General features: G+C 42.1%; 23 protein-coding genes. 17 read left to right on the top strand and 6 right to left on the bottom strand.

Annotated elements, in window-relative coordinates:
• The 7 genes from I3B46_RS15130 to I3B46_RS15100 all read left to right on the top strand — a co-directional run bounded on the left by I3B46_RS15130 (position 1) and on the right by I3B46_RS15100 (position 3,340).
• Complete coding sequence (locus tag I3B46_RS15130) at positions 1-435, top strand: hypothetical protein (protein ID WP_004916406.1); 435 nt, start codon at positions 1-3, stop codon at positions 433-435.
• A gap of 125 nt (positions 436-560) precedes the next feature.
• Entirely contained in the window at positions 561-767 is a 207-nt protein-coding gene (locus I3B46_RS15125) for a hypothetical protein (protein WP_231405866.1), read from the top strand.
• Between the two features lie 86 nt (positions 768-853).
• Positions 854-922: a DUF4113 domain-containing protein gene (locus I3B46_RS15120; protein WP_196993222.1), complete on the top strand. Its 69-nt coding sequence runs from the start codon at positions 854-856 to the stop codon at positions 920-922.
• A gap of 386 nt (positions 923-1,308) precedes the next feature.
• On the top strand, positions 1,309-1,869 hold the full coding sequence (locus tag I3B46_RS22490) for a hypothetical protein (protein WP_196993067.1): 561 nt from the start codon (positions 1,309-1,311) through the stop codon (positions 1,867-1,869).
• On the top strand, positions 1,866-2,168 hold the full coding sequence (locus I3B46_RS15110) for a hypothetical protein (protein WP_196993066.1): 303 nt from the start codon (positions 1,866-1,868) through the stop codon (positions 2,166-2,168). The genes I3B46_RS22490 and I3B46_RS15110 overlap by 4 nt, the downstream gene beginning before the upstream one ends.
• Before the next feature lie 11 nt (positions 2,169-2,179).
• A complete protein-coding gene (locus I3B46_RS15105; protein ID WP_196993065.1) occupies positions 2,180-2,629 on the top strand; it encodes a protein-export chaperone SecB in 450 nt (149 codons plus the stop codon).
• A 213-nt stretch (positions 2,630-2,842) separates the two neighbouring features.
• A complete protein-coding gene (locus I3B46_RS15100) occupies positions 2,843-3,340 on the top strand; it encodes a hypothetical protein (protein WP_196993064.1) in 498 nt (165 codons plus the stop codon).
• A gap of 184 nt (positions 3,341-3,524) precedes the next feature.
• Here the strand turns inward: I3B46_RS15100 and I3B46_RS15095 are convergent, their stop codons facing one another.
• Positions 3,525-4,037, bottom strand: coding sequence for a hypothetical protein (locus I3B46_RS15095; protein ID WP_004916383.1), 513 nt, complete (start codon positions 4,035-4,037; stop codon positions 3,525-3,527).
• A 150-nt stretch (positions 4,038-4,187) separates the two neighbouring features.
• On the opposite strand from I3B46_RS15095, the gene I3B46_RS15090 reads away from it, so the two are divergent.
• Together I3B46_RS15090 and I3B46_RS15085 are read left to right on the top strand one after the other, a co-directional pair.
• On the top strand, positions 4,188-7,535 hold the full coding sequence (locus I3B46_RS15090) for a phage tail tape measure protein (RefSeq protein ID WP_196993063.1): 3,348 nt from the start codon (positions 4,188-4,190) through the stop codon (positions 7,533-7,535).
• An 11-nt stretch (positions 7,536-7,546) separates the two neighbouring features.
• Entirely contained in the window at positions 7,547-7,750 is a 204-nt protein-coding gene (locus tag I3B46_RS15085; RefSeq protein WP_072502323.1) for a hypothetical protein, read from the top strand.
• Here I3B46_RS15085 and I3B46_RS15080 read toward each other — a convergent pair.
• Positions 7,716-7,991, bottom strand: a complete 276-nt coding sequence (locus I3B46_RS15080; RefSeq protein ID WP_072502322.1) for a hypothetical protein — start codon at positions 7,989-7,991, stop codon at positions 7,716-7,718. The genes I3B46_RS15085 and I3B46_RS15080 overlap by 35 nt on opposite strands.
• 146 nt (positions 7,992-8,137) lie before the next feature.
• Here I3B46_RS15080 and I3B46_RS15075 point away from each other — a divergent pair, with 146 nt between their 5' ends.
• The 6 genes from I3B46_RS15075 (at position 8,138) to I3B46_RS15050 (ending at position 16,791) form a co-directional block, all read left to right on the top strand.
• Complete coding sequence (locus I3B46_RS15075) at positions 8,138-8,482, top strand: phage tail protein (RefSeq protein ID WP_196993062.1); 345 nt, start codon at positions 8,138-8,140, stop codon at positions 8,480-8,482.
• Positions 8,479-9,222 carry a phage minor tail protein L gene (locus I3B46_RS15070; protein ID WP_196715490.1) on the top strand — a complete coding sequence of 248 codons (744 nt, stop codon included), beginning with the start codon at positions 8,479-8,481 and terminating at the stop codon, positions 9,220-9,222. The genes I3B46_RS15075 and I3B46_RS15070 overlap by 4 nt, the downstream gene beginning before the upstream one ends.
• On the top strand, positions 9,219-9,929 hold the full coding sequence (locus I3B46_RS15065) for a C40 family peptidase (protein WP_196715489.1): 711 nt from the start codon (positions 9,219-9,221) through the stop codon (positions 9,927-9,929). Before I3B46_RS15070 ends, I3B46_RS15065 begins: the two co-directional genes overlap by 4 nt.
• Positions 9,926-10,531 (top strand): tail assembly protein, encoded by a 606-nt coding sequence (locus tag I3B46_RS15060; RefSeq protein WP_014657920.1) that lies wholly within the window; start codon positions 9,926-9,928, stop codon positions 10,529-10,531. Before I3B46_RS15065 ends, I3B46_RS15060 begins: the two co-directional genes overlap by 4 nt.
• A 52-nt stretch (positions 10,532-10,583) precedes the next feature.
• A complete protein-coding gene (gene gpJ, locus I3B46_RS22740; RefSeq protein WP_196993061.1) occupies positions 10,584-15,383 on the top strand; it encodes a TipJ family phage tail tip protein in 4,800 nt (1,599 codons plus the stop codon).
• A gap of 64 nt (positions 15,384-15,447) precedes the next feature.
• A complete protein-coding gene (locus I3B46_RS15050) occupies positions 15,448-16,791 on the top strand; it encodes a phage tail fiber protein (RefSeq protein WP_196993060.1) in 1,344 nt (447 codons plus the stop codon).
• A 532-nt stretch (positions 16,792-17,323) separates the two neighbouring features.
• Here the strand turns inward: I3B46_RS15050 and I3B46_RS15045 are convergent.
• From I3B46_RS15045 to ybfF, 4 genes are all read right to left on the bottom strand, one after another.
• Positions 17,324-19,264: a type I secretion system permease/ATPase gene (locus I3B46_RS15045; protein ID WP_163762100.1), complete on the bottom strand. Its 1,941-nt coding sequence runs from the start codon at positions 19,262-19,264 to the stop codon at positions 17,324-17,326.
• 3 nt (positions 19,265-19,267) lie between these two features.
• Positions 19,268-20,596, bottom strand: a complete 1,329-nt coding sequence (locus I3B46_RS15040) for an HlyD family type I secretion periplasmic adaptor subunit (protein ID WP_231405865.1) — start codon at positions 20,594-20,596, stop codon at positions 19,268-19,270.
• 17 nt (positions 20,597-20,613) lie between these two features.
• Positions 20,614-22,701 (bottom strand): peptidase domain-containing ABC transporter, encoded by a 2,088-nt coding sequence (locus I3B46_RS15035; RefSeq protein ID WP_163762099.1) that lies wholly within the window; start codon positions 22,699-22,701, stop codon positions 20,614-20,616.
• A 231-nt stretch (positions 22,702-22,932) separates the two neighbouring features.
• Positions 22,933-23,715 (bottom strand): esterase, encoded by a 783-nt coding sequence (ybfF, locus tag I3B46_RS15030; protein ID WP_072502949.1) that lies wholly within the window; start codon positions 23,713-23,715, stop codon positions 22,933-22,935.
• A 310-nt stretch (positions 23,716-24,025) separates the two neighbouring features.
• Here ybfF and seqA point away from each other — a divergent pair, with 310 nt between their 5' ends.
• Positions 24,026-24,574, top strand: coding sequence for a replication initiation negative regulator SeqA (gene seqA / locus I3B46_RS15025; RefSeq protein WP_004918133.1), 549 nt, complete (start codon positions 24,026-24,028; stop codon positions 24,572-24,574).
• A gap of 61 nt (positions 24,575-24,635) precedes the next feature.
• A complete protein-coding gene (gene pgm, locus I3B46_RS15020) occupies positions 24,636-26,270 on the top strand; it encodes a phosphoglucomutase (alpha-D-glucose-1,6-bisphosphate-dependent) (RefSeq protein ID WP_004918135.1) in 1,635 nt (544 codons plus the stop codon).
• Positions 26,271-26,458: the final 188 nt, after the last annotated feature.

The following is a 26,458-nucleotide window of genomic DNA, read 5'->3' as shown; positions in this document are numbered from 1 at the left end:
ATGCTTATTTTGAACAAAGAACAGAAAATTGAAAGAACAAAATGGATTGAGCCTGCAGAAGGCTTGAAGTTGCTTGTCGGTTCCGCTAATGACAGTAGATATCAAAGCGTAAGTGCAACCGCATACAGACACATCGAGCGATTAGACAGCAAGATGAAAGTGGGGACATCTGATTTTGATATATCAAAAGTAGACACATCTCAACCACTTGATGAACTACTGATGTTCACAGTGGCGCAATATTTACTGAAAGATTGGCAGGGTGTTGGCGAGTTGAACGCAAAAGGCGAGCAGGTTGCGATTGAGTACACGCCTGAGCGAGGAACTAGATTGTTAAAGCAGTGCCCAGACATATACTGGAAAGTTATCGATGCGGCAGTGGAACTCAGTAAAGAAGAGTCTGAGCAAATCGATGAAACAATAAAAAAGTCATAGAAGCTCAAAAGTGGCTAACTGAATTCGGCGGAGAGAGGAGCGAAAAAGCAAAGTGGAAGAGAAAGCAATTAGGGCTTCCTGATGTTCCTGCGCCAGATTTCGACGGCGTCACTAACGAGCTCTTGATGGCTTACAGCATCATTTGTCGCAGCAGGCGATATGCGGGAATGGACGCTTATCCTCTGCCGATATCACTTGCTGATATAGATCAATATCTAGCGTCAAGGCCAACAGCACTTAGTCGCAGAGAGTTCGATGCTGCCATTTTTGCGCTTGATGATAATTTCCGAGCCGAGTGGATGAAAGAGCAGGAGCGGAAAGATAAAAAGTAGGGCAGCAATGCCCTAGTATCAATGCGTACCAAGTGGGTATCATTGTGTGTATACAGTGGTTTGGTGATGGAGATAGCGGATACTAGATGAAACGCGAAATGTTGCCACCCGCTTACACGACTAATTTTGATGAGTTGCCTGTGGTTAGAGGTTAATTATATTAATAAATAACTCACCCAAAATGGCATGTTGATTTTATCAATCATCGCAGATAGCATCTTACTTTACATGAAACTTATTGTTATCATATATATAAGTCGATATTATGGTGTGCCATTATAGGTTTTCCATTGCATTGAAGTGGTGATAGTCTATGGAGAGGTGGCCATCGATAAATCAGAAAGATACTCTACATTGCAGTGACATTGATATGAATTAAACAGTTTTTGCTAATTTCTTACTTATAGAATATATTATGCTTATACTAATTAATAATAGAGCTTACATTTGATGAGGAATGAGTCTATAAATGTTCCATTGTTCCTTGTAATGTATTGAAATGTTAAGACTTTGTTGATTTTTGAAAGCTTAGGGTTACATAATGTATAGAAGCATAGGAAGCCACGGGACAAGTAAAAGTAGAGTGGATTCAATATCAAGAAATGGCTTCCGAGAAAGTGCATCTGGTCGTCGAGGTAAAGGTGTATATTTTTGGTATGCCGATGAGTGTGGATGTGAATATGCTAGAAATTTAGCTAGATCTTGGTACAAATATGCAGAAAGACGTGGAGAGTATAATTCCGATGAAAATAAACAAGGTCAAATTATTTGGGCAAGAATAGGGTGCGAACAAGAAAATCTCTTAAAGCTCACAGAGCCAAAATATCGAGCCACCATCAGAAAGTTAGTAGAATCGCACATTGAGGATGCTCAAAAAAAAGGAGAAACCATATCAAATGACGAAGCTATGTCTCTTGCTCATGATATGTTCATAAGTCGACTTTCTTCTAAGCATCCAATTGATGTTGTATTGGCGACAGTAGCTGCGCCAAAAAAAATGAAAGATGAGCTACTTCCATTTTTGGGAGAGCCGTTCGCCCACATAGTTAAGAATATGAGCTGCATAACTATGTTTCCCGCATTGACGGAGGATATAAAATGAAACTGACCATGGAACAAGCAATTGATTCTGTTTTCGAAGAACTATTCGCCATGGATTCAATTGAATTTGTTAAAGAGCTTAAAACACATAAAGGTGGTGATGTTTACAATCTTATCAATCATTTTTGTAAGATTGAGACACCAAAAGAAAATGAAATTATAATCTCCACATTCCTGAGAGATAACTCAGCTAAATATATGGTTGACTTTGATGCAGTAGCTCTTGCATATCTTCATATGTCACGTTGGTCTTACCAAGGTGAGCCGGCAAATGACGAACAATATGCAATGGCAGCATAAGAGTATAAGGTATGGCAAAGTTTAAAAAGCATCCTATTCAGATAGCAGCTTTACATGTTTCAGAGTTGTACATCAAGGTAAACAATAGTTCTGCTTTTGATGAGCATGATGAGTATCGTGGAAAGTTCGGCCTTGAAGTTGGAACAACTGATTTTGATGAGGATGAAGATATCATTCAAGTCAAGATGAGGGCGACCATTGGAATAAATGAAGATCAGACCGCTGATCATGAGAGCCCAATTAACTTATCAGTCGAGCTTCACGGAACTTTCGAGGTTGATGTCGATAATTTTCCGATGGATAAGATTGATCACTGGGCTGAGCACAATGCGCCATTTATTATTTATCCATACTTGAGAGAGCATGTTATGGGGCTTACAACTAGAGCTGGGATACCTGGACTACTACTTCCGTTATTTGAGGTTCCTTTATTTAGAGTCACACAAAAAGCACCTGAATAATAAACCATTAACCCACTCCGGTGGGTTTTTTGTTGCCTGAATTTCTCAACTTATTGATATAGTTTGATTATAACGAATCGTGAGAATTGATAGCCCGTCCATGGGCTTGTAATCCAGATCACATATTGCGCCTCTTGATTGAGGTCTTTTGCTTTGTTTTGCACACACCTAGGGCTATCATAAGGCAAATTAATAATACAAATAGGTGATGGGATGAAAAGAATATTAGCAGTGGCTGCGGTGATCGCTTTGTTGGTTGGCTGCGACAGCAAGCAAGATGCCCCGTTCGGTTTAAAGTGGGGGCAGAGCATGGAAAGTGTCAGCTTTATTAAAGATGGTGATTGTGAAAAAGAGAGCGAGGTCACAATCTGTAAATTTGACAACCGGAAGCCATTCAATGAATGGACTTACTCAAATGAGCTAAAGTTTAACAAAGAAGGTCTTGTTGAAATAGAAACGGTGTCTGTAGGGGAAGAAGAGCATAACCCTAGCTTTCAAAACTTCAAAGAAAAACTGGATAAAGAGTTTGAGTTTTTGTTAATCAAGGGCTTTGATAAAGAGATATTAAATCAAGTAAAACAAAAATGCGAAAGCAGTATTCAGTGTGACAAAACAAGCGAAAGGTCTAACGCCTCTATTGGGGTTGCTAGCATTTGGATTACAACATCTTCAACGCAAACACCAATTGAAGTAACAACATACACAAAGTAGAAGCGTCAACACATCTAACAAACCCTGCCAATCGGCGGGGTTTTTTTGTTCTAGGAGATAGGAACTATGATCATTCATTCAGCATATGCACACCCTAACGGGTTATTTGTCTGTGCTAATAGAGAAAGTGATTTTTGGGTGTTGCTCAGTCGCTCACTAGGTTGGGGGAGGTTCACTAAGGCAACTAGCGGAACATTTCAGCCAAATACTTTTGAATTAGTGGAAGTGCGCTCGGCAGAGCTAGAACCGCCTTCACCGTTAATTCATTCGTCAAATGTGTTATGGCACTTGCCGGAAGCTCTCGAAGTTTTGCAATCAGTCCCTTCTTCTCATCTTCTGGAATATTTGAGGCAGAGATGATTGCTTCTAGCTGAGACAGTGTGTCAGCGTGAATTTTGATGGTTTGAATGTTTAGGATGGCGCTTAATCCTCCATCATCCCTGAGAAAATCGATTCCCTTACTAGTGATTCTTGTTTTGTAAGAGTTTATTTCGACATCTCCGCCAATATATGAATGAAATCCTGTTTCAATAAGATTATGACCAAGGAGATATTGAAGATTCGCAACTAGGTTATTCATTGATCCAAACTTTTCAGCGAACTCATGTAAGCTTTGGTTACTAGGGGTGTCAGGCGACAAATCATATAAGTGTTGTAAAAACTCTCGTTGCAATGCTCTATCAAATTTATCAGTCATTGTGTAGCTCGTCTTGGTTAAGGATAGTTAACTATAAGTCTACCGAATTGAATTAGAAATGCTGATATTTGACCAGTAATCAGAATGTTATTTTTTAGCTAAAGGCCTCGTCGCATTTGACGGGGCTTTCTTTTTTTAAAGGAAAGGAAAATGTCTGAACAATCTTCAAGACTTGTCATTATCTTAGATAGCTCGGGTGCTCAAAGAAACTCAGAAAGCTTAGCTGATGCCCTAAATCGCTTGACAGCTCAAGGCGAACGCGCGACAGGGGCAACAGACAACCTAGGCTTTTCATTCAAGCGCCTTGCAGCATCGGCAGCAGGTGCGCTATCTATCGGTGCAGTTATAAAAATAGCCGACGATTGGGGGCAAGTTGCAGCACGAATTAAAATGGCGCTCAAGTCAGTAGAAGGCGATATCAAGAATTACGCAGATATCCAAGAGCGTTTTTTGGAGATAAGTAACCGTAACGGTAAGAATATTGAAGATGTTCAGTTGCTCTATATTGGCGCTGCAACATCAATGCAAGAGCTTGGTTATAACACTACACAGACTATTGATTACATTGAATCTTTATCATCTGCAATGACTGCCAACGCATCAAGTGCTAATGAAGTCATGTCGATGCAAAACGCGCTAAATAAAGCGATGGTCGCAGGGAAAGTCGCTGGTGAAAACTGGAATTCAATTATGAATGCCACGCCAACCCTGCTGGGCGACATCGCTAGACAGCTAGAAAAGCAAAATGGTGGGATTAAAGTAACCGAAGCTCAAGTTAAAAAAATGGCGGCAGAGGGTAAGATCTCATTTAAGCTATTTGCCGATGCAGTGATGGCAGCAAAAGACGCCAATAACGCGCTAGCTGATTCAATGGATAACACCGTTGCAGATGGCTTTAACAGGGTAATAAACTCAGCTAAAGCTTATTATGGTGAGCTAAACCAAAGTCTCGGAATCACTCGCTCGATGTCTGCTGGGTTGGCTGTATTGAGTGATAATTTTAGTGCCGTTTCAACAGTAATCACTAGCATTGTAGGGATAGGCGTTGCCCGCTATTTTGGCAACATGGCAACTTCAATGAAGAATGCTGCCAAAGAAACGATAAATCAGACTCGGACTGCAAAAGAAAACGCAAAAGCTCAACTGGATGTGGCAACTCAAGAACAGAGGAGGGCTGCCGCGGCAGTGAGGAATGCTCAGTTAGACAGAGCGAGACTACAGAATGACATCAACAGGAATGCCAGAACTCGCCAAAGCGCGTTGCTATCTGCCGAGTATACAGCAGCACTCTCGCGAGAAAGAGCCGCAAAACTTGCGTTAGTACAGGCTAACAATGCTGTTGCAGCATCACAAGAGCGACTCAATACTGTTACATCGATTGGAGCTAGAGTAACGGGAATGCTACAAGGCGGTCTTGCGTTGCTTGGCGGCCCCGTGGGCTTAACGATGCTTGTTGCTGGTGGTATGTATATGTTTGCTCAAAGTATGGAGCAAGCAAAACGGGATGCAATAGAGTTATCCAGAGGGGTAGATGGTTTAGTTGATAAGCTCAAGGAGATGACACGAGAGCAGAAGATTTTAAAAGTTGAAGAACTTCAAAAAGCCCTTCCCAAATTAAGCAGCGTTAATTTAGATGCAAGTATTAACACCTCAAAAGCAATTAGAGAGGTTGAAAAATTAAAAGGAGCCCTCAAAGAGGCTGAGTATGGCACTCAAAAGTATGAGCAAATAACAAAGAAACTAGCAAAAGCTGAGGAAAGCTTGGAGGTTGCGCTAGCTCATGAAAAAGTTGCTTTGTATGATAAAAACAGAGCGTTGAACACCATATCTTTAATCCAAGCAGACCTAAACGGCAAGCTATTGCAAGGCGCGGATTTGCTAACCGCGCACACTCGTTCAGTGCTACCAAATGGTGCTGAAGCATTTAAAAGCTTTGGTCTTAATGTGAATGCGGCAGCTAATGCGCTGGGCAAATTTAACTCTGCCTACTTGACGTTAAGTTTTACCGAAGGTGGTGCAAAATTAAAGCAGCAGCTTGAGCGCGATATAGAACTTGCATCATTAACAGGTGAAGCCAAAGCAAGAAAGCAAGCTGAGTATATGGCAAGGGATGCTGGAGAAACTGACCCCAAGAATATCCTAAAACTCCAAGACTTAGCGGCGGAAAAATATAGAGAGGAAGAGCGTCAACGCAAGCTGCTTAACTCTCAAAACAAGACTTATACAGAATCCGCAGCACAAAAAAGGCTATCTAGTCTTCTGGAACAAAACGCAGCACTTAAGCTTCAAAGTGAAATTGGCGATAAACTTGGCGCACAGCAACTAGCGTTGGTTAAGTGGAACCAAGAAATCGCAGAAATTGAGAAAAATAAAGCAAAAGGAAAACGACTAACGGATGACCAAAAATCACTATTAGCCAATAAAGCACTGATTACGGCTGAGTTAGAACGTGCCGCTGAATACGAAAAAATCATCCAGCGCAAGGAAGCCGAAGTCAAAATTGCCGCTTATAACAAGCAACTCATGGAGGAAACGGCTCAGGCGCAAATGCAATACGAACAAACGCTTGAAATGACAGGGAAAGGCTCTCTAGAGCAAGGAAGGCTGCAAGAGAAGTTTCAGTTACAGAATGAGTTTCAGAAAAAACAAGCGGAGTTACTTAAGCAATATCAAGACAAGTCCACAGGTATGACAAAGGAGATGTACGAGGAGGAAGCGCAATTCTTATCTGAGCAACTACAAAAGAGGTTGGCGATTCTCGACAAGTTCCACACTAAGCAAAATGGACAGAGAGAGAACTGGAAGTTGGGCCTTCAAAAAGGCTTTGCAGAATTCCAAGACCAAGCCACTGATGTTTACGGTAACGTATCACAAATCAGCCAATCTGCATTTCAGGGTATGAGTAACAGTCTCTCTGATTTTGTATTGACGGGCAAAGCTAATTTTGCTGATTTCACTCGCTCATTCTTAGAAATGACCACCAAGATGTTAATGCAGATGGCTATGCTAAATGCTATGAAAGCGGCATTTGGTGGTAATGCGGTAGGTAATTTCTTGGGGCTAAAAGGTCACTCGGAAGGCGGCTACACTGGGGATGGCGGCAAGTATCAACCGATGGGCATCGTTCATGGTGGAGAGTTTGTATTCACAAAAGAAGCCACGCAACGATTAGGCATTGCCAACCTTTATCGGCTAATGGATTACGGTCAAAAAGGGTACGCTTCTGGCGGCTATGTTGGTGGTTCAGCGCCAATGTCAGTTACGCAACCAACCGCATTTATCGCTCGCAACCCTCAGGTTGCTGGTGGTGGAACCAACATCAACATTAATATGGGTGATATAAAGCTAGATAATGGCGGGCAAACTCAGCAATCGCAGTCAAATCAAATGAACACAAACGCAGTAAAACGCGAATTCCAGCAAATGATAGAAGTTGGGGTTAATAATTTACTTAAAAACCCAGCATCTGCATTATCAAGAACAATCAAAGGTAATTAAGAGAGGTAGTTATGAGCAATCAACATTTAGAAGCAGTGATCAGTGAATTATCAGCACGAGTAACAAGCCAAGGCATTCAGATCGCAGAGTTACAAAAACAGCTCACTGACATGCAAGCGAAAGTGAGCTGTGATGCGTTCTCTATAAAAGAAGGGGAAATATTTATAGAGAAAAAGGCTATTAGCGAACCTTTATTGAGTCAATTAACTTCATAACCGCTTTCTTTTCGTTGGCAAGAAAATCATCAGTTAGTCTCTTATCATTTGAACTATACATATTAACTATCGTTTCAACGCCTTCTCTTTTTATTAGCCCTGCTGCCACTAATGCGGAAAAGATAGATGCTAAAATTTCAATGCGTACAGCTAGAGATTTATTTGAGTTTCCAAGCGAAATAACGGTTTCGTTAAGTTTTCTTACATCAGAGGTGAGTTTATTCATCATCTGTTCGTCCATTTTAAATCCTCACACCGAAGTAAATCAGCCATTCCTTCGGCAAAATTACATAGGGCTGAACTTTTACCATAAACTAAATTTAACTATTGAAAATCCTGATATTTGATCATTAGGCGGCTTTGTGCCGTCTTTTTTCGAGGTGAACCATGATTGAAGAATTTAAGTGGCGAATGCAAACGCAAGAAACGCCAACGGGCGAATTCACTCATCGAATAAAAGAAGTCACTTTTGGTGATGGTTACAAACAAGTTGCGGGCGATGGCATCAACACGGAATCACAGTCATGGCCTTTTACCTATACAGGAATGAAAGAGGAGGTGATGCCGATATTTAAGTTTATCCGTGAGCACACCGCAAAGTCATTTATATGGACGCCACCATTTGGAGAGAAGGGGTTGTATCGCGTTAAGGCTGATTCAATCACGATGACCCCCATTGGCGGCCTTGCAGTCACTATCTCAGCAACATTCGAGCAGGCTTTTAGCGCATGAATATTACATCTGACATTCAAAAACTAGAATCGGGCAACAAGGTTCAACTTATCGAAGTTGATGGATCTGAATTTGATGGGCCGGTGCTTAGGTTTCACGCTTACAACTTGCCTCATACACCAGAAGAGATAGAGCAATCGAATGGTGACATCAAGCCAAAATCTATCTGGTGGCAAGGCAATGAGTACGGAGCATGGCCTTATGAAATTGAGGGCATGTCAAAAAATAGCGATGGCAGCCCACCAAGGCCAACATTGAGGGTTGCTAACATCGATGGGCTGATATCGTCATTGTGTTTGCAATTTGACGACATGGCCTTAGCCAAGGTCACTATTTATGAAACTTTTGCTCACTATCTTGATGCTAAAAATTTCACGGATGGCAACCCAACCGCTAACCCCGACGAGTGCTTTACCCAAGTTTATTACATTGACCGTAAGACTAGCGAGGTGGCTGGTGAAGCTGTTGAGTTCGAGCTTTCTACCCCGTTTGATTTACAGGGAATTATGATACCCGTTCGCCAGATACATAATCTGTGCTATTGGTGCATGAAAGGGGATTACCGCAGTGGTCGCGGGTGTAACTATACTGGCACAAAGTACTTCAATGAGCGGGGTGAGCCAGTTGATGATCCATCACTAGATAAATGTGGTGGGCTTATCAGTGATTGTAAAAAGCGCTTTGGTGAGAATGAACCTTTGGACTTCGGAGGTTTCCCAGCAGCGGGGTTAATACGATGATCACAAAGAAATTAACTGAACTGATATTTGAGCATGTGAAAGCCGAATATCCCAAAGAAGCTTGCGGAGTTATCTGTCAGAAAAGTCGAGTTAAAAAATACTTTCCTTGTCGCAATCTTTCAGATAACCCGGCAGAGCATTTTGAGCTTTCTCCAGAAGATTACGCTCTTGCTGAGGACTGGGGTGAGCCAATAGCAATTGTGCATAGCCATTGTGGTGATGGCGTGACGACACAACCGAGTGAAATCGATAAATTACAGTGTGATGCAACTGGATTGCCTTGGGTGATCGCATCATGGCCTGAGGGTGATATTCGAATTATTTACCCTCGAGGTGAACGCGAATTAGAAGGGCGGCCTTTTGTGCTGGGTTATGCTGATTGTTGGTCGCTCATTATGGACTATTACCGGCAAAAATACGGTATTGAGCTGCATAACTATAGTGTCGATAGGCATTGGTGGGAAGAAGGCGAAAACCTGTATATGGATAATTACCAGAAAGCAGGTTTTGTCGACGTTACTGGTGAACCTAAAGAAGGTGACATGGTGATTATGCAAGTGCAAGCCGATGTGCCTAATCACGCTGGTGTTATCTCTAATGGAATGCTGCTACATCATCTTTATGGTCAACTCAGCAGGTTAGTACCCTACAGCGATTACTGGCGCGATCGGACGGTAAAAATAGTGAGACGCAAGGAGTTGGTATGAGTTTAAAAACAATACGGCTTTACGGCGTGCTGGGCGCAAAGTTTGGGCGTGAACATAAATTAGATATAGATTCCCCTCGTGAAGCCATAAAAGCATTATCAGTGCTTTATGACGGCTTTGAGCAATTCCTCGCGAATGCACACCTGAAAGGGCTAGAGTTTGCTGTATTTAAAGGTAAGCGCAATATTAGTGAAGATGAATTACATCTTGATACCACAGAAGATATCCGCATAGCACCAATCATTAAAGGAAGTAAACGAGGCGGATTTTTCCAGACTATTTTAGGTGTGGCCATGATTGGTGCGGCAGCATTTTTATCCGGCGGCTTATCTGTTGCATTTACTGCTGCTGGAACATGGGGCGGGGCATTGGCTATGGGCGGTGCTGCGATGGCGCTAGGTGGCGTAGTGCAAATGCTGTCACCTCAGCCGCGTGGCTTATCTGTGCGTCAAGACGCCGACAATAAACCGTCTTATGCCTTTGGTGGCACAGTCAACACCACTGCGCAAGGTAATCCTGTGCCGCTATTTTATGGGCTAGACCGACGCGAAATCGGCGGCGCTATTATCTCTGCAGGGATATATACCGAAGATCAGCAATAACAACAATGAATTTCAGAATAGCCACTTATGTGGCTTTTTTTATGGGTGAAATATGGAAACGATATACGGTGCAAAAGGGGGCGGCGGTGGCGGACATACGCCCGTCGAATCAAAAGACAGTTTGCTATCCGAATCTACCGCAAAAATTCTGTTAGCGATTTCAGAAGGTGAAATAGCAGGTGGGTTGGATGATACGCGGATCTTTCTTGATGATACCCCCATTGGTAATGCGGATGGCTCTAAAAACTTTGAAGGAGTGACGTGGGAGTTCCGTGCGGGTAGTGAGCATCAAGAATACATCCAAGGTATCCCCTCCGTTGATAACGAAATCGCGGTGGGGATGGAGCTGAAAGATGATCAGCCGTATGTCAGAAGCATCAATAATACGCAATTGTCCGCTGTCCGCATTCGTTTTTCTGCGCCGCAATTTATGCAACAGCATGATAATGGTGATACGACTGGCTATCGTGTGGATTATATCATTGAGCTTTCGACGGATGGTTCGGGGTATAAGGAGGTCATCAAATCGGCATTTGACGGTAAAACGACCAGTGAATACCAACGAACACATCGCATTGAATTACCTAAAGCGAATACAGGCTGGCAATTGCGTGTTCGCCGGCTCACTAAGAATCAGAATACCGCCCGTATTGCCGATAAAGTGACAATTGCCGCCGTTGTGGAAGTCATTGATGCAAAACTGCGTTATCCAAATACCGCACTACTATTTATCACCTTCAACGCCCGTCAATTTAATAACCGTATCCCAAAAATCAGTGTACGGCCTAAAGGTGGGTTACTGATTAAAGTGCCAACGAATTACGACCCGATTAATCGCACATACTCTGGTGTATGGGATGGAACATTTAAGCTTGCAGCAACCAATAATCCAGCGTGGGTGTTTTATGACTTGGTTTTAAATAACCGCTACGGTTGTGGTGATCGCATTAATGCTTCACAAATTGATAAGTGGGATCTGTATAAGATTGCACAATATTGCGATGAAATGGTGCCAGATGGGCGCGGTGGAGATGGAAAAGAGCCTCGCTTCTTGTGTGATGTTTATATTCAATCACAAGAGGCTGCCTATACCGTTTTGCGTGATATTGCCGCGATATTTAGAGGGATGACGTACTGGTCTGATAACAAAATAAATGTTGTCGCTGATATGCCTGAGCCAGTTTTTAGAGTGTTCACAAATGCAAATATTGTCGGTGGTAAGCCAACATATTCAGGCGGCAGCATTCAAAACCGTTATACTCAAGCATTAGTTTCCTTTACCGACATTGATAATCACAGCAATGATGATGTTGAAGCCGTTGCAGATTTAAAGCTTCAGCATCGATATGGTGTAAGAAAAACAGAGCTATCTGCAATTGGTTGTACCCGTCGCAGTGAAGCCAATCGTCGTGGTCGCTGGGCATTATTGACGAACGCGAATGATCGTATGGTCACGTTTGCGACAGGGCTTGAAGGCGCAATACCTTCTCCTGGTCATATTATCGGGTTAGCCGATTCAACATTGGCAGGTCGTAGCACTGGCGGACGTATTTCCTCTGTTGATGGTCGCAAGATTACGCTTGATAGAACGACCTCTATTAAAGTGGGGGATCGCTTAATTGTGAACTTGCCCGATGGTAAATCAGAAGGGCGCACTGTTACGTCAGTGAATCAAAAAGTTGTCACCGTTTCAGTTGAATATTCGCAAGTGCCGCAAAAAGAAGCGGTATGGGTTGTTGATTCGGATGATTTAGCTATCCAGTTGTACCGCGTTATTAACATCAGCGATAACGGTGATAATACTTACACCATCTCAGGTGCTATCCATAACCCTGACAATTATGAGCATATCGATGCTGGTGCACGTATTGACGAAAGACCCATTACCGTTATACCACCCAAAGTACAGCCAGCGCCTAAAAATGTGCGTATTTCTTCATACACACAAGTAGACCAAGGCATTGCATTTACAACTTTACGGGTTGATTGGGAAGCGGCTGAAAGTGCGATTGCGTATGAGGCGGAATGGCGTCGTGACAACGGTAACTGGATAAATGCCCCGCGTACATCAACGCTGGGGTTTGAAGTTAATGGTATTTATGCAGGCCGTTATCAAGTTCGCGTACGGGCGATTAATGCGTCTGAAATTTCCAGCGTGTGGGCTAATGCGGAAGAAACTCAACTCAACGGAAAAGAAGGTAATCCACCAAAACCCTTAAATTTACGAGCCACTTCTGAGGTTTGGGGAATTACTCTCAATTGGGGATTTGATGCGAACACGAGCGACACGCTAAAAACAGAGTTGCAATATTCATCTGAAAACACAGTTGAATCTATGCAACTGCTGGCTGATGTACCTTATCCGCTAAAATCGTATCGTATGTCCGGCCTAAAGGCTGGCGTACGGTTCTATTTCCGTGCAAGGCTGGTAGATAAAAGCGGGAATCAGTCAGAGTGGACGAGCGCTGTTCTTGGTGAATCATCAACGGATGTTGACGGTATTCTAGAAGTGGTTGGTGATAAATTCCTCACCAACGAAGCAGGCAAGCAGATGCAAGAGCAAATCGACTTTAGCAAAGAAGCGATTGCAGAGCTTGAGCTGGACACGATTGATGTGAAGCAGAAAGTTGTCAGCATTGATAGAGATGTTGAAGCGGTCAACGAAGCGGTGATGATGAACACTCAGTTCACGACGGAAGTTCATTTCAGCTTGAAAGAAGAGGTTGCTGATAGAAAAGCTGAGATATTCCGCATTGAGCAAGTGCAAGTCACTGACAGAGAAGCGGCGGCGCGCTGGCAAGAGAAAATCAGTGCTGAAGTAAGCTATAACGCCGCTGAAATTCTCAATATCAAAGATACTCAAACGAGCTATGAGAAAGCAACGGCGCAGCAAATTAGTCAAGTAAAAGCTGATGTCGATGGTGTTAAATCACGCGTCACAACAGTCGAAACAGCAACCGCCGATTTAAAGCAATCACAAGCGAAGTTTGAACAATCAACTACAGCTGAATTCGGCGAGATGCGCGGCTATATCACGCACTTTGAGACGTCATTGTCAAATGTGGAGCTTGCAGTTTCAGAAGCGATTATGCAGACGACAGCTCAAGTGAACCAACATAGCTCTGAGTTGCTACAGTCGAAAGCGGAAGTTAAGCGTATCGCGAATGCAACAGCGACGAATGAAAAAGCAACAGCCGAGCTTGCAGAGAGCGTGAAAGCGCACTACGAAGATTCGCAAGCTGAATTCGTGGATGTGCGTAAATCAATCGCAGAGCAAGACAAAGCACACTCTGAGCGCACAGAGCAAGTACGCGCAGAACTCGGGAAAGACATCAACTCGAACAAAGAGGAGTTATCGAAAGTTAGTGCCGCTGTCACGACGAACACAAAAGCGATAGCGAAAACGGATGAGACTGTCACGGAGCTTCAGCAACTTCAAACATCCCAGTTTAATGACAACAGTTCATCCATTGCGAATGTGCAACACACGCAAGCGAATGCCGATAGCACCCACGCTGAAAGCACATTGCAACTTGCAGTTCAGCAGAATCAGCAAGGCACTGAGATTTTGCGTGCTAAAGCTTCTATCCGTGAAACTAACAAAATTGTTGCTGATAACGATAAAGCTTATGCGCAGAAGTTCACGCAAATTGATGCTCAACTCGGTGAGAACGGCGCTCGTTTTACGCGAGTAGAAGAAGCGCTGGCAGATACTCAGCAATCAGTTGCAAAAAGCCATGAGCAGCTCAACGCGAAGTTTGATAGCAGGATTAACACCGTTCAAGCTCAAATTGACACGCAGAAAGAAGCGATTGCGAAGCAAGACCAAGCGATTGCTAAAGTTAACACAGATTTATCTACTCGAATCGGTCAAGCAGAGTCGTCAATCAGTGATAACAAGCAGTCAATCAGCGACAACGAGCAAGCTTTGGCGGATTTCAGTCAGTTGACGAGAGCTGAGTTTGACAATCAGCAGGCAGCGATTGAGCAACGTGGGCAAACCATTTTTGACCACAACGGCAATGGCTCTGCTATCTACACAATTAAGACCGGCATCAACTGGAACAATCAATATTACGATGCGAAATTCATGATGGGAGCGGAAGTAAGAAACGGCAAGGTGGTCACACAAATCGGCTTTAGCGCCGATACGTTCGGCATTTTCAATCCATCCAGCGGCAAGTTAGAGCCAGTTTTCTTTGTTGAAAATGGGCAGGTGTTTATCAATGAAGCGTTTATTAATCAAGCGACAATTGAAAAGCTGTTAATTGGTTCGACTATCAAATCCAAAAATTGGGATCCTTCAGCTAAAAAAGGTCTCATGCTGGATTTTGAAAACGGGAAGCTGATTGCAAATGACGCTGAAATAACCGGGAAGATTTATGCAACTGATGGTGAGTTTAATGGAACTGTTTATGTTGAAAAGTTAATTGGCGATAATGCGGTAGCAGCAACTTACAAGTATGCCACCAAAGAAGAAATCCATGGTAGTAAATATGACCAAGTCATTGAGTCAAAGATCATTTATACAGGGGGAATGCCGTATGATGTTGATTTATTAATGCCAACGATGCAGTTTGAGTCAGCAGGGTCTTATTCAGACGCAATTATCGATGCCTATGTTCAAATCATTATTGATGGGGTAACACATACACCGCAAACAACAAAGGTGATAAATGGAAGTTCATGGAAATTAGTTTGCTCATTCTACGCAACAATACCTGCTAGCAAAAAAGACGTTGTCGTTACAGTTAGATACACCACATATCATGCAGGGAAGTGTACGACTAAGATACTGCCAGCAATGGTTATTGCCTGCAAACATAACTCATCATCATTTAAAATCAGTTAAAAGTCTATCACATAAACAAGCCGCTTAATTGCGGTTTTTTTGTATCTAAATTTCGGAGAATATTATGTACAACGTAGGAACAGTCACAACGACAGCAAACAGCACAAAACTAATTGGAGTGGGCACTAAGTGGAAAGAGAATATTAATCTTGTACTTCCAATGCAGATGATACAGATTCAAATCGGCAACACTGTTCATAACAACAGCATTCACTCAATACAGTCGAACACAGAACTAACATTAAACTTTCCAATCCCGACAGCACAAACTGGTGCTAAATACGTTATTTTCACAACAACAATGGATTCAATTTCAGCAGCAGCAAACGCGATTGTTGCAATGAATTCATCTAACGTACAGTTCAGTGATATACAGAATCGCATAATGACGGAGTCGGGAGTTATTGATGTCAAACTCCCTGATGGCACTGTGAGAAAAACACGCACAGAAGCAGAGCGGGATAAGCTGCTAGATGGGAAGTTTGATAAAGCGGGTGGAACTATTACTGGTGATGTGACTTTCAGTAAGAACGCAATTAAGTCGACTAAAGGGACGCATACCTTGCCTGATAAATCCGGCACGCTAATGCAAGTTGGGGATTATGGAGTGGGAGGGGTGGGACTCATTTTTACAGATGCTAATGAATTGCGTTTAGAAAGTGGATTTTATTCGGGTGGAGGCGGAGCGACTACGGCAGGTAATAACTTTCATAGTTACTCTCCACTCATTCATGCGTGTCGAGCGGGTGGAGCCGACCAGTCAGGGATGATACTGCAACTTCAAGGAAATACCGCCAAATTACTCGCTTACCGACAAAAAAATAATGGCGTGTGGAATGGCTGGTTTGAAATTTACTCAACAGGCAATACAACAAAAGACTCCAACGGCAACTTAAAAGCAGCATCGCCGGTGGTAAAACTTTTCGCCGATCACATTGAGTTAAACGAAGAATCTGAAGGCGTTGAAATGGAGCACCTTGGTGTAGGGCACTATTTAATTAAAGGCGTTGTCGGTTTTAACTCGGATGGAGCATGGGGTATCAATAACGGCTTTGTTATTCCTCAAGACCACAATGGTAAAAACATGGTGCTTATTGATTACAAGGTGAGACCAGATGGTGATATTGAAGTTTTTGTTTTCCACCAACAGAACGCTGACCTACCGGAGCGTTTTCAGAACAAGCGCATTAAGTACATAGATAAAGACGGCAACCCTGTTTACTACGAAAACTATGAGCCGTGTGACGTTCCTGAATCACGCTGGATAGATATGCGTGTCGAAATGCCGAGTAACTCTATCTACAACCTCAAGCAAGCAGAAGCCGAGCGATTGGCGAAAGAGGAGGCGGAGAGGCAAGCGGAGGAGGAGGCTAAGAACGCCGAAATTGAAGCCGAGGAAGACATCTAATCTTCTTTGCTGTATACCCCCGCGGAAATCTCTTACTCACTGAGTTAGATTTGCGAGATTGTGCATGATTATTCTACTTTCTTGCGTGTGATTTATCAGCAGAACTGCTTAGATAACTTTCTATGAACTCAATTACTGGAGCCCTTTTTGGTTGCTCTATCTGGCAGTACAAAGATGAATTAGAAAGTAAGAGTATAAACTCATTGATCGAAATAGCCTTGTCATCTATCTCTGTTTTATAGAAAACATAGATACGTGATTGTTCAGTGTGAGACGGCTCTCTATTTTCATTGATGCAAGTAAGTGCGAGTAAGATAAGTTGCGTACTGGTCATAAACCCTCCAATAAAGTCTGGAGTTAATTATAAGCAGTCAGACAATGGCGCGATATCAATATTGGTCGTAATGTTATCAGATATCACTGTGACGAACTGTGCCGAAATTGTGACACAAAAATGAGAGGAATCGATAAAAATAGGCAAAAATAAGCAAATCGCAAAAATGCTGGCTGGCTTGTAGTGCGGCTTTGCTAGCTAAAAATCATTAAGCAATATTTGCACATCCTGTGATTCATAGTCTAATGCCGAGGTAGCTTCATCCAAAATCAAAATATCCGGTTTTGTCAGTAACGCTCTAGCGAGTGCGATGCGCTGGCGCTGCCCTCCCGAAAGATTCAGTCCACGCTCTGACAGAGGGGAGTTAAACTGCTCAGGAAGTGACATAATAAAGTCATAGGCGCCTGCAAGTTTAGCCGCTTCCACAACGTCATCATGATTGGCTTGTGGTTTACTCAAACGAATGTTTTCTTCAATAGTACCGACAAACAACATACTTTCTTGAAGTACGACACTCATGCGGCGACGCAGAGCAACCGTATCGCTAACCGCAAGATCCATCCCATCGACAATCACTTGACCATGTTGTGGAATATATAACCGTTGCAGTAGTTTCGTTAAGGTACTTTTTCCAGAGCCAGAAGGCCCAGTAATACCGATAAACTCTCCCGCTTTAACGGATAATGAAAGATGGCTCAGCACTTCTGGGGCTTCGGGTTGATAACGAAAACGAATATTTTGGAACTCAATACGGCCTTGAATAGATGCCGAACTGACAATGCCTTTTCGTTCATTTTCAATAGGCTCATCCAAAATATCCCCCACACGGCGAAGAGAGATAATGGTATGCTGAAAATCTTGCCATATTTGCGCTAATCGAAGTACAGGTTGAGTGACATGAGCGCTTAACATATTGTAGGCAACCAATTCACCGGGGGTGATCCCCCCATTCATCACCTCTTTGACACCCACCCAAAGCAACAGCGCTGTGGTAATTTTACTGACGAGAGCCATTAGCTGTGAGGCGACCTCACTACGCAAGGTGACTTTAAAACCTTGAATAAGTTGTTTACTGAGTAACTTTTGCCAGCGACGATAAAAATAGGTTTCAGTTGCTGTCGTTTTAATCGTTTCAATCCCTGTGACAGCCTCTGTTAAGAAGGTTAGCCCATTTTCATCGGCTTGATAGGACTTCTCTGTTTGTTGCCGAATAATGGGGCCGAGTATCATCCATAAAATAAAAAAGATGACCAAAGAGCCAATGAGAAGCCATGACATAATGGCGCTATAGGTAAACAAAATGGCAATAAAAAGGCTAACAAAGAGTAAATCGATAAATAGCATCAAGGTAGAGCCAGTTAAAAACTGGCGGATATGGGCCATTTCACGAATTCGAGCGATAATTTTCCCTGTAGGGCGCCGCTTAAAATAGCCCAATGGTAGTGCCATTAGGTGCCGATAGAGTTTTCCTGATAATTCAGCGCCAATTTGTGTACTGGTATGGCTAAAAATTTTATTCCGAAGAAAACTATAAAGCGGCTCTGCAAAGGCAATACTAATAATGCCTATTGCCAAGACATGAAGGCTATTTAAACTACGTCCAACAAGTACCTTATCAATGACATTTTGAAATAATAATGGGCTAACTAAGGCAAAAAGTTGCACGACAGCTGCAAGGATAAAAACATTCTTTAATTGGGCGCGCTGACGTAATATTGAAGGGATAAACCAGCCAATACCAAACTTTCTTTTTTGCTCGGCTTCAAATTGTTCTTTGATTAATAACACGGCAAAGCGGCTATTTACCTCTGTATTATGTTCATGCCACAGACAAAGCTCACCTTGTGTGGGGTGAATTAACACTAACGCCCCCTCATGATTGTTTGCCAGCACCCACCAAACATCGTGAATACGAATTAGTGCGGGAAGGGGAAGGTTAGCAATTTGCTGTTTGTCTAAATCATCAAGCTCACTTTCATAGCCTATAATGTGGGCACATTCTCTAAGCTCCCAGTCGGTCGGTGAATCAGAGCTCATGCCAATAGCATGCATTAATTGGTCTTTAGTGACATTTTTTTGATAATGGTTTGCCACCCACACTAAAGCCTCTAAACCATAATTTGTTTCAGTCGCAGTCATGGATTATTTTTCCCTCATGGCGGTGGTGGTATATTCTTGAATAGGGCTAAGTAAATAATCGATGACGCGACGTTTTTCGGTTTTAATTTCGGCAGTGACCGATAAACCAGGGGTTAATTCGATGTGATTGCCTTCAACCAATAGGCTCTTTTTCTTTAAACCTATTTGTCCTAAAAAAACCAAACCTAATTGCTCGTCTTGGGTGCTATCTCTAGAAATCGAAATGACTTCACCATCGATAGTGCCATAGCGTGTGTAGGGGAAAGCATCTATTTTGACCGTTGCTAATTGGCCTTCACGAATAAATCCAATGTCTTTATTGAGAATTTTGACTTCGGCTAATTGCACGTCATTATTGGGCACAACCACCATCAATTGTTGAGCTGGCTGTAATACGGCACCTAAAGTATAGGTCGCGAGTTGTTGTACTGTACCATCTACAGGGGAACGAATAATTTTTAACTGCTCTCTTTCTTGGTTTTTTAGTAATTCCTGCTCCGCTGAAACTAATTTAAATTCAGCTTGGCGATATTTTTCATACCACTCTTGGGCTTTCTGTGTCTGTAGTCGGTGACGTTTTTCATGTAGTGCGGAATGTTGACTATTGAGGATCGCTAGCTCGGATAATTTTGAGGTTTTCTCTTTTTTCGCCATTAACAGTTCACGCTCTTGCTCCAAAAACTCTTTTTGGCTAATCAGTTGCTGATTATTTAATACCCGATGGGCATCAAGGCGTTTTTGTATATTGATGATCAAAGTATTAACGTCTTTTAATTCACGCTCTCTTGCCGAATAATGAGTTCTATTCAATGTTATTTCATTATCAATCTCATTGAGTAACGCATCATATTCATTTTTTAAGCTTTGATAGCTTTCTAAAAGGCGTTGCTGCTCTGTAGGTAATAATTTAGCAAACTCCGGAGTGAGCTCAGGGGAGATTTGATTTAATAACGCATGATGTACCCATTTTTCAATTTGTTGAAAATGAATTTGATAATTAAGATTATGAATATCTTGATTGATCCCTAAGACATTAACACTTAATAATGGGTCGCCTTGTTTGACGTGTTGTCCATCAGCCACATAAATATGTTGTAAGCGGCTAAGCTCAAAGGCTTGAATAACTTGTGTTCGCCCGGAAACGACCAATCGGCCTTGTGTCGTCGCTTGAATATCTAATTTACCGATATATGACCAAATAATCGCAAATAAAATGCCAATACTGATAATGATGGCCGTTGTTAAGGCTAGGTAAGATGGCGGGCTTTTTAATAGTGCTAAATGTGACGGTAAAAAATGGTTATACCGTGTCGTTGCTGCTGTTTGTTTCATAACTAACATCCGTGTCATTATTTAAAAGATTGCTGTAACGCCCATAAATGTTGATAAAACTGGCCTTGCTCAAGTAATTGTTGATGGCTTCCTTGTTCAACAATTTTGCCTTGTTGCATCACGATAATACGTTGGTGATGACGAATAGTAGAAAGGCGATGAGCAATCGTAATTACCGTTCTGCCCTGAGCAATAAGCTGCATATTTTTTTGAATGATAGCTTGAGACTCATCATCTAATGCGCTGGTGGCTTCGTCAAAAATAATAATTTTAGGGTCGGCGAGCAGTGTACGTGCAATAGCAATTCTTTGGCGTTGTCCCCCAGACAGTGATGCGCCTCCTTCGGATAATATGGTGTCATAACCCATCGGTAATTTTAAAATAAAATCATGGGCCCCCGCCATTTTGGCGGCATGTATGACTTCATCCATTGACGCATTGGGATAAGTTTGCGCAATATTATCGAAAACGGTTTGGTTAAAAAGAAAGTTCTCTTGTAATACGATACCAATTTGCCTTCTGAGCGAATGAATATTCATCGATGAAAGAGGAGTGCCATCTAATAGGATCGTTCCTTTCTCAGGGGTATATAATCGGAGTAATAAACGTGCAAGAGTACTTTTCCCTGAGCCAGATGTACCAACAATGCCTAATGTTTCACCAGCCTGAATCGATAAATTAAAATTATCGAGAATATAAGGCATGTCAGGTTGATAGCGAAAAGAGATATTACGCAAATGGATATGGTCTTTTAAGGTATTATTATCCGCTTGTTTTGTTTGCTCTGTCGGCAAATTGATAATTTGCGCTAATTTTTCGATGGCAACTTTGGTTCTAATATAATCCCCCCAGAGCTTAACCAACTTAACAAGAGGCTGGCTTGCATGATTGACCATCATATGAAATGCAATAAATTGACCAATAGTAAGCTGTAAGGCTAAGACTTCAGAGGCACCAATCCACAAAATAACGGCGCTGGTTAATTTCTCAATCACCATCACAATATGTTCAGAGCGGGAGTTGATTTGGCCTGCCGCAAATGTCGTATGACTCATATCAGAAGTTTGCTGATCCCAGCGGCGAGTAAAATTGGGCTCTATTGAGAGGCTTTTGGCTGTTTCAATACCATTAATACTTTCGGTTAAAAATGAGGTGTTGATGGCAATATTTGCAAATTGCTTATGGGCCGCGGCCTCAATTTTAGGCGTCAGCCACCAAGCAACTAATAAATAGAAAGGAATTGAGCATAAAAAAACCAACATTAAGGTTGAGGATAATAGGCTCATGACATAAAGAAAAACAAATAAAAAGAGCACATCAACACAGAGTGTAAAAAAACTTCCTGTCAAAAATTCGCGAATAGTCTCTAGCTCTTTAACGCGTGTAACGATTGCACCAATTTGCCGAGTTTTAAAAAACGAAAGAGGCAGATGCAGTAAATGATTGACCAGCTTTAACCCTAAAGTCATATCGATACGGTTAACAGTATGGTTATAAACATACTCACGCAGCCCTTTAAGCGTCACTTCAAGGATGGCGGCAATAATAAGACCAAAGATCAGCAGATCTAATGTCACCATACTATTATGCACTAACACTTTATCCATAATGACTTGGATAATAATTGGTGTCACTAAAGCGAGTATTTGCAAAATAAATGAAAATAATAAAACGCTAGCGATAATATATTTATATTTCAAAAATTCTGTTTTAAACCAAGTAATATCAAATTGGCTTTGTTTGGTTTTAACCTGTAGCCATTTACCACTCCACATTTGGATAAACTTATCCATACTCCATAATTCTGGAGGATGGTTACCAAATCGCTGAATAAGAACTTGCTCATGATTAAAGTTAGCTAATAGATAAGCTACGTTATCATTATCATAAATAATAGAAGGAGAATCTATCTTACTAATGTTTTTATTGGTTTGATTTTTATATTTACACTTTATATTAAGCTTGTTTTGAAGCGCTTTTAATGTATCACGGAAACTTTCTTTCTCTGCGGTGATGGTATTAAACTCGTCTTGACTAATATCACTTGTTAACTTAATGATGATGCCAATAAAGTAGAGTGTTGACTGAGTATTTTCACTTTCCATTTTTTCTGTGAATATTCCTTTGGGTTATTGCTTGTCATATAGGATGGTTGATATTTATTGCTGATAAAATAATGTTAGCAATAATAGATGAAATAGCATGGATAGTTTTCACAGAGATAATACAGAAATAATAGTTATCAGTGTATTGAAGTTTGTCTTATATATTATTGGTTCTTATTTGGTTTATAATGAAGGGTTATATATTCCCTTCATTATAAATAAAGCTTGAATTTATTGGTATTCGGGCAAATCTAAGAAACGGTGTATGGCTCTAAGTACATGATCTGGTTTCTCTGCATGAACCCAATGCCCTGCATCCGCGACGACCCATGCTTTCGCATTTGGGAACTGTGCGGCAATCTCTTCTCTATATTCGGCTTGCACATAAGGGGAGTTACCGCCGGGGATTAATAGAACAGGTTTATCCCAAGCCGGAACGGTTTCCCAGCCAATAATAGACTCATAGTTTTCTTTGATGGCAGGCAGGTTAAATTTCCACTCGCCTTGGCGGAATGATTTGAGTAAAAACTGAATGACACTCTCTTCATCAAGGTATTCGCGCATGACGACCGTCGCGTCTTGGCGGCTTTTGACGCCAGCGTGGGTCACCGCTTCGAGAGCCGCAATAATGGTATCGTGGCGGCGAACTTGATAAGCGACAGGCGCCATATCAATAGCCACAACTTTTTCTACGAAATGAGGGGCAATTTCGGTTGCTGCCATCGCAATTTTCCCGCCCATGGAGTGACCAATCAAAATGGCGTTTTCATATCCAAGGGATTGTAAGAGTGTCATGACATCTTGTGCCATTTGGCGATATTCCATTGTCGTGGCACGGAATGAGTCGCCATGGTTTCTGACATCAATTTGGATGGTGACAAAATATTTTTGTAAATCGCGGGCTAATACACCGAGATTATTGAGATCACCAAATAATCCGTGGATCAGCACGACAGGGGTAGACGATACCGGAGTTTCAGGTTTATGAATAGTATGGTTTAGCAGGTTTGTCATAGTTCATTTTCAGCTTATTTATCTTCTTTAACGATATGATGGCATGTACATTAGCAAAATCCAAACGGGTCGATTAATTATTCAATGCTATCAATAAAAGAATAAATGGAATATTAAGGTCTCATTCTTCTCATTATTGTATTTTTTTCTGATTAAACATAAAACCACCAATCAGATGATAACTTACTGAAATATCGTTGAACTTAGTGTGCTGTTTACTTTAAGTTATTGAAATTTTAATTGTTTTGTTTTCTTGAAATCTATCTTATAATCCCAACGCAAATTTTAGTTAAAAAAGTACTGGGAAAAAATGAAAACGATAGAAGTTGATGAAGAGCTTTACCGCTATATTGCCAGCCACACACTGCATATCGGTGAAAGTGCATCGGATATTTTGCGCCGTATGTTAAATTTAAAGTCCGGTCAGCCAGTACAAGTCGTTAAAGAACTCGGCAACGAACAGCCGCCGCAGCAGGCGGTCGAGACAAAAAAAACAGCCATTACGCCGCAAAATCCAGTTAGGGTGATGAGGGAGCTTTTACTCTCTGATGCTTATGCAGAAAAAAGCAAAGCCATCGACCGCTTTATGCTAATTTTATCGACACTCTATAGCTTAGACGCCACTGTTTTTGCTAATGCGACAGAGTCAATGCATGGTCGTACGCGTGTCTATTTTGCTGGCGATGAGCAAACACTGTTAGCCGCAGGTAAGCAGTCAAAACCACGGCATATTCCGGGAACGCCATTTTGGGTGATCACCAACACAAATACCAATCGCAAACGCAGCATGGTTGAAGCAATCATGCAGGAAATGCAGTTCCCTGCCAATGTGATTGAGAAAGTTTGTAATACTATCTAATCGAAAAATTGAGGCATCGCTGGTGTCACAAATAGGGCACCAGTGCATTGGGAGATAACAAGTGACAATACATGAACGCGCAGGGCAGCTTCCGTTTCAGAAAGATTTGATTAATGTTGCACAACTAACCGCTCAATATTATCAACTAAAACCACAAGTCGGTAACCCTGAACATGCAGTGAAGTTTGGAACATCGGGGCATCGAGGCAGTGCAAGTAGGAAAAATTTCAACGAAAATCATATTCTTGCTATTGCTCAAGCGGTTGCTGATTTACGTAAAAAGCAAGGGCTAACAGGGCCATGCTTTGTCGGCAAAGACACCCACGCGTTGTCTGAAGCGGCATTTATTACGGTTATTGAGGTGTTAGCTGCAAACCAAGTCAATGTGGTTATCCAAGCCGATAACGGGTTTACTCCGACGCCTGCCATATCCCATGCGATTATCAGTTATAATCAATCCCATCAAGATGTTGCGGATGGAATTGTCATTACACCTTCTCATAACCCACCAGAAGATGGCGGTATAAAATATAATCCCTCAAATGGTGGCCCTGCTGATACCGATTTAACATCGGTTATCGAAAAGCAAGCAAATCAATTACTCGCAAACGGCCTTACGGGTGTTAAGCGTATTTCTTTTGAAGATGCGCTGGTCAGTGGTTATGTCACCGAACAAGATTTAGTCATGCCTTATGTCGCCGCACTGGGTGAAGTGGTGGATATGAAGGCGATTCAAAAAGCAGGTTTAAAATTAGGTGTCGACCCACTCGGTGGTTCTGGCATCGAATATTGGCGCAAGATTGCTGAATATTATCAATTAGATCTTGAACTGGTGAATGATCAATTAGATCAAACATTCCGTTTTATGCCGCTTGATCATGATGGCGTGATCCGCATGGATTGCTCATCGCGTTGGGCGATGGCTGGCCTATTAGGGATGAAAGAAAAGTTTGACTTAGCATTCGCCAACGACCCTGATTATGACCGTCATGGTATTGTCACCCCAGCAGGGTTAATGAATCCAAACCACTACCTTGCGGTCGCGATCGATTACCTATTCCAGCATCGCCCACAATGGGGGAAAGAGGTCGCTGTCGGGAAAACACTCGTTTCAAGTGCCATGATTGACCGTGTTGTTGCCGATATTGGACGTGAACTTGTCGAAGTACCCGTTGGTTTTAAATGGTTCGTCGATGGCTTGTTTAACGGAAAATTGGGTTTCGGCGGCGAAGAGAGTGCCGGAGCGTCTTTCCTTAAATTTGATGGCACACCTTGGTCGACAGATAAAGACGGTATCATTTTATGTTTGCTAGCGGCGGAAATTACTGCGGTGACAGGGGAAAACCCTCAGCAACGTTATAACAAACTCGCCGAAAAATTTGGTGCGCCTATTTATAGTCGTATTCAAGCCAAAGCCACCCATGAGCAAAAAGCGAAACTCAGTAAGTTGTCGCCAGAGATGGTCACTGCGGACTCTTTAGCGGGCGATAAGATCACTCAACGTTTAACGACGGCACCGGGTAATGGCGCTTCTATTGGCGGGCTAAAAATCATGACCGATTATGGTTGGTTTGCCGCTCGTCCATCCGGCACGGAAGAAGCGTACAAAATCTATTGTGAAAGTTTCCGTGGCGAAGAGCATTTACGCCAAATTGAACAAGAAGCAATAGAGATTGTGAATAAGGTTATTGCTTAATCAGCCGTATCATTAATGCCTAACTGGCTAGAGCAAAATATTTTCAAATCCCGATTATGCAAAACAGGCCATAATCGGGATTATATTTTTTATTCGTCCACTATCGCTTCATAATATTGTGGTGGTATTTGTTGTGACGGGATTAACAAAATTCCTCTCTTTTTTATCAATAAATTCAACTTATCGTA

Source organism: Providencia sp. 2.29, assembly GCF_015832305.1.
GTDB classification, from domain to species: Bacteria; Pseudomonadota; Gammaproteobacteria; order Enterobacterales; family Enterobacteriaceae; genus Providencia; species Providencia stuartii.
The sequence above is the reverse complement of the archived record's forward strand: the minus strand, read 5'-3'. Positions and strand labels throughout refer to the sequence as shown.

Bases quoted from the DNA above. Each gene is read 5' to 3' on its own strand.
- I3B46_RS15130 (WP_004916406.1), top strand. From the start codon at position 1: ATGCTTATTTTGAACAAAGAACAGAAAATTGAAAGAACAAAATGGATT.
- I3B46_RS15125 (WP_231405866.1), top strand. From the start codon at position 561: ATGGCTTACAGCATCATTTGTCGCAGCAGGCGATATGCGGGAATGGAC.
- I3B46_RS22490 (WP_196993067.1), top strand. From the start codon at position 1,309: ATGTATAGAAGCATAGGAAGCCACGGGACAAGTAAAAGTAGAGTGGAT.
- I3B46_RS15110 (WP_196993066.1), top strand. From the start codon at position 1,866: ATGAAACTGACCATGGAACAAGCAATTGATTCTGTTTTCGAAGAACTA.
- I3B46_RS15105 (WP_196993065.1), top strand. From the start codon at position 2,180: ATGGCAAAGTTTAAAAAGCATCCTATTCAGATAGCAGCTTTACATGTT.
- I3B46_RS15100 (WP_196993064.1), top strand. From the start codon at position 2,843: ATGAAAAGAATATTAGCAGTGGCTGCGGTGATCGCTTTGTTGGTTGGC.
- I3B46_RS15095 (WP_004916383.1), bottom strand. From the start codon at position 4,037: ATGACTGATAAATTTGATAGAGCATTGCAACGAGAGTTTTTACAACAC.
- I3B46_RS15090 (WP_196993063.1), top strand. From the start codon at position 4,188: ATGTCTGAACAATCTTCAAGACTTGTCATTATCTTAGATAGCTCGGGT.
- I3B46_RS15085 (WP_072502323.1), top strand. From the start codon at position 7,547: ATGAGCAATCAACATTTAGAAGCAGTGATCAGTGAATTATCAGCACGA.
- I3B46_RS15080 (WP_072502322.1), bottom strand. From the start codon at position 7,991: ATGGACGAACAGATGATGAATAAACTCACCTCTGATGTAAGAAAACTT.
- I3B46_RS15075 (WP_196993062.1), top strand. From the start codon at position 8,138: ATGATTGAAGAATTTAAGTGGCGAATGCAAACGCAAGAAACGCCAACG.
- I3B46_RS15070 (WP_196715490.1), top strand. From the start codon at position 8,479: ATGAATATTACATCTGACATTCAAAAACTAGAATCGGGCAACAAGGTT.
- I3B46_RS15065 (WP_196715489.1), top strand. From the start codon at position 9,219: ATGATCACAAAGAAATTAACTGAACTGATATTTGAGCATGTGAAAGCC.
- I3B46_RS15060 (WP_014657920.1), top strand. From the start codon at position 9,926: ATGAGTTTAAAAACAATACGGCTTTACGGCGTGCTGGGCGCAAAGTTT.
- gpJ (WP_196993061.1), top strand. From the start codon at position 10,584: ATGGAAACGATATACGGTGCAAAAGGGGGCGGCGGTGGCGGACATACG.
- I3B46_RS15050 (WP_196993060.1), top strand. From the start codon at position 15,448: ATGTACAACGTAGGAACAGTCACAACGACAGCAAACAGCACAAAACTA.
- I3B46_RS15045 (WP_163762100.1), bottom strand. From the start codon at position 19,264: ATGACTGCGACTGAAACAAATTATGGTTTAGAGGCTTTAGTGTGGGTG.
- I3B46_RS15040 (WP_231405865.1), bottom strand. From the start codon at position 20,596: ATGAAACAAACAGCAGCAACGACACGGTATAACCATTTTTTACCGTCA.
- I3B46_RS15035 (WP_163762099.1), bottom strand. From the start codon at position 22,701: ATGGAAAGTGAAAATACTCAGTCAACACTCTACTTTATTGGCATCATC.
- ybfF (WP_072502949.1), bottom strand. From the start codon at position 23,715: ATGACAAACCTGCTAAACCATACTATTCATAAACCTGAAACTCCGGTA.
- seqA (WP_004918133.1), top strand. From the start codon at position 24,026: ATGAAAACGATAGAAGTTGATGAAGAGCTTTACCGCTATATTGCCAGC.